Here is a 3,914-nt window from a genome sequence, read left to right as displayed (position 1 = left end):
GCCTCCGTCCTCCCGCCCCCTCCTTCCGCCCTGGCCTCCCGCCCCGGCCTTCCGCCCAGTGCCCCGGACTCCGTCCTCCCGCCCCGCGCCGCCGCCTCGCCGCGTGACCGTAGGGCGCGGCCGGGGTCGGTTCCGGGAGGTGGCGGGCTTCGCCGATCGCCCGCGTCTTTCGAGTGGGGGGTTGGCAGGGACTCGCGTGCCTGAGCGCAGCGGCTGAGCGGTTGTCCGCGGTGCGGCGTACGCTGGAGACCCCCGGGTTGCCTCGCAGTCCGGGTGTTTCGCGTTGCCTCTGGCTGAGAGAAGTAGATGAGCCTGACCGGCCTGCTCGACATCGTCGCCTCCGACCCGGCGCTCGCCGAGGCCGGGGAAGCCGCACTCGCCGGGGATCGGCGGCACCTGGATCTCGTCGGTCCGCCGGCCGCCCGGCCCTTCGCGATCGCTGCGCTGGCGCGCGCCCTCGCGCAGAAGACGAAGGGGGAGCGCGGGCGTCCCGTCCTCGCCGTCACGGCCACCGGCCGTGAGGCGGAGGATCTCGCCGCCGCGCTTGCGTCCCTGCTGCCGCCCGACAGCGTCGCCGAGTTCCCCGCCTGGGAGACGCTTCCGCACGAGCGGCTCTCCCCGCGCTCGGACACCGTCGGCCGCCGTATCGCCGTGCTGCGGCGGATCGCGCACCCGGCCGCCGACGACCCGGCGGCCGGGCCGCTGCAGGTGGTCGTCGCGCCCGTGCGCAGCGTGCTGCAACCGCAGGTCAAGGGCCTGGCCGAGCTGGAGCCCGTCAGCCTGCGGCAGCGCCAGGAGGTGGACCTCGACGACATCGTCGAGCGTCTCGCCGCCGCCGCGTACCAGCGCGTGGAGCTGGTGGAGAAGCGCGGCGAGTTCGCCGTGCGCGGCGGGATCCTGGACGTCTTCCCGCCCACCGAGGAGCACCCGCTGCGCGTGGAGTTCTGGGGCGACGAGGTCGAGGAGATCCGCTACTTCAAGGTCGCCGACCAGCGCTCGCTGGAGATCGCGCAGCACGGTCTGTGGGCACCGCCCTGCCGCGAGCTCCTGCTGACGGACGAGGTGCGTGCCCGCGCCGCCGAGCTGGCCGCCGAGCACCCGGAACTGAGCGAGATCCTGGACAAGATCGCCCAGGGCATCGCCGTCGAGGGCATGGAGTCCCTCGCGCCGGTCCTGGTCGACGACATGGAACTGCTGATGGACGTGCTGCCGCTGGGCAGCGTCGCCGTCGTCTGCGACCCGGAGCGCGTGCGCACCCGCGCCGCCGACCTGGTCGCCACCAGCGCCGAGTTCCTGCAGGCCTCCTGGGTCGCCGCCGCCTCCGGCGGCAAGGCGCCGCTGGACGTGGGCGCGGCCTCGCTCTGGTCGCTGGCCGACGTGCGTGAGCATGCCGCCGAGATCAGCCTGCCTTGGTGGTCCGTCAGCCCGTTCGCCGCCGACGAGGAGGAGGCGACCGGACCGGACGTGCTGCACCTGGGCATGCACCCGGTCGAGGCGTACCGCGGCGACACCGCCCGCGCGATCGCGGACTGCAAGGGGCGCCTCGCCGAGGGCTGGCGGGTCGTGCTGGTGACGGAGGGGCAGGGCCCGGCCTCGCGCATCGTCGAGATGCTCGGCGGCGAGGGCATCGGCGCCCGGCTCACCCCGGACCTGACCACCGCGCCCGACGCGGACGTCATCCAAGTCGCCTGCGGCGCGATCGAGAACGGGCTGGTCCACGAGGGCCTCAAGCTCTGCGTGATCACCGAGACGGACCTGTCCGGCCAGAAGTCCTCCACCAAGGACATGCGCCGGATGCCCTCGCGGCGCCGCAACGCCATCGACCCCTTGGCGCTCAAGGCCGGCGACTACGTCGTCCACGAGGCGCACGGCGTCGGCCGCTACATCGAGATGGTGCAGCGCACCGTCCAGGGCGCGACGCGCGAGTACCTGGTGCTGGAGTACGCGCCCGCCAAGCGCGGTCAGCCCGGCGACCGGCTCTTCGTGCCGACCGACCAGCTGGAGCAGGTCACCAAGTACGTCGGCGGCGAGGCCCCGACGCTGCACCGGCTCGGCGGCGCGGACTGGACCAAGACCAAGGCGCGCGCGAAGAAGGCGGTCAAGGAGATCGCCGCCGACCTGATCAAGCTCTACTCGGCGCGTATGGCCTCGCCCGGCCACGCCTTCGGCTCGGACACCCCGTGGCAGCGAGAACTGGAGGACGCCTTCCCCTACGCGGAGACGCCCGACCAGCTCTCGACCATCGCCGAGGTCAAGGAGGACATGGAGAAGTCGGTCCCGATGGACCGTCTGATCTGCGGCGACGTCGGCTACGGCAAGACCGAGATCGCGGTGCGGGCGGCCTTCAAGGCCGTGCAGGACGGCAAGCAGGTGGCCGTGCTGGTGCCGACGACGCTGCTGGTGCAGCAGCACTTCTCGACCTTTGCCGAGCGCTACGCCAACTTCCCCGTCGTGGTGAAGCCGCTGTCCCGGTTCCAGACGGACTCCGAGGCGAAGGCCGTGCTGGAGGGCCTGCGCGAGGGCAGCGTCGACGTCGTCATCGGCACGCACCGGCTCTTCTCGAACGAGACGAAGTTCAAGGACCTCGGGCTGGTCATCGTCGACGAGGAGCAGCGGTTCGGCGTCGAGCACAAGGAGCAGCTGAAGAAGCTGCGTGCCAACGTGGACGTGCTGACCATGTCCGCCACGCCGATCCCGCGCACCCTGGAGATGGCGGTCACCGGCATCCGGGAGATGTCGACGATCACCACCCCGCCGGAGGAACGGCACCCGGTGCTGACCTTCGTCGGCCCGTACGAGGAGAAGCAGATCGCCGCCGCGATCCGGCGTGAACTGCTGCGCGAGGGCCAGGTCTTCTACATCCACAACCGGGTGGAGTCGATCGACAAGGCCGCCGCGAAGCTGAAGGAGCTGGTCCCCGAGGCGCGGGTGGCCACGGCGCACGGGCAGATGGGCGAGCAGCAGCTGGAGAAGGTCGTCGTCGACTTCTGGGAGAAGGAGTTCGACGTCCTGGTCTCCACCACGATCGTGGAGTCGGGCATCGACATCTCCAACGCCAACACGCTCATCGTCGAACGCGGCGACACCTTCGGCCTGTCGCAACTGCACCAGCTGCGCGGACGCGTCGGCCGTGGCCGTGAACGCGGCTACGCCTACATGCTGTACCCGCCGGAGAAGCCGCTGACCGAGACCGCGCACGAGCGGCTGGCGACCATCGCCCAGCACACCGAGATGGGTGCCGGCATGTACGTCGCGATGAAGGACCTGGAGATCCGCGGCGCGGGCAACCTGCTCGGCGGCGAGCAGTCCGGCCACATCGCGGGCGTCGGCTTCGACCTCTACATGCGCATGGTCGGCGAGGCGGTCGCGGAGTTCCGCGAGATGCTGGAGAGCGGCGGCGCCGCGCCGGAGGAGGAGCCGCTCGAGGTCAAGATCGAGCTGCCGGTCGACGCGCACGTCCCGCACGACTACGCCCCGGGCGAGCGGCTGCGCCTCCAGGCGTACCGGTCCATCGCGGCGGTGAACTCCGAGGAGGACATCGCGCAGGTCCGGGCCGAGCTGACGGACCGTTACGGCAAGCTGCCGGAGCCGGTGGAGAACCTGCTGATGGTGGCCGGACTGCGGCTGTTCGCCCGGCGGTGCGGGATCTCCGACATCACCCTGCAGGGGCAGTTCATCCGCTTCGGCCCGATGGAGCTCCGGGAGTCGCAGGAGCTGCGGCTGAACCGCCTGTACCCGCGCAGCCAGGTGAAGTCGGCGACGAAGCTGGTTCTGGTCCCGAGGCCGGCGACCGCGCGGATCGGCGGCAAGCCCGTTGTCGGGCGTGAACTGCTCAGCTGGTGCGTGGAGTTCCTGTCGGCGATGTTCAGCTGACATCCAGGGGCGTGGGGCTGGGCCGGTATGCGGCTCAGCCC

General features: G+C 71.5%; 1 protein-coding gene. It reads left to right on the top strand.

The annotated features are described in order from the left end of the window. Positions 1-306: 306 nt before the first annotated feature. The gene (gene mfd / locus TR49_RS02700; RefSeq protein ID WP_042376701.1) at positions 307-3,873 is read left to right on the top strand and encodes a transcription-repair coupling factor; all 3,567 of its coding nucleotides are present in this window, start codon (positions 307-309) and stop codon (positions 3,871-3,873) included. Positions 3,874-3,914 lie beyond the last annotated feature (41 nt).

This window comes from Streptacidiphilus melanogenes, from assembly GCF_000787835.1.
Classification (GTDB): domain Bacteria; phylum Actinomycetota; class Actinomycetes; order Streptomycetales; family Streptomycetaceae; genus Streptacidiphilus; species Streptacidiphilus melanogenes.
The sequence above is the reverse complement of the archived record's forward strand: the minus strand, read 5'-3'. Positions and strand labels throughout refer to the sequence as shown.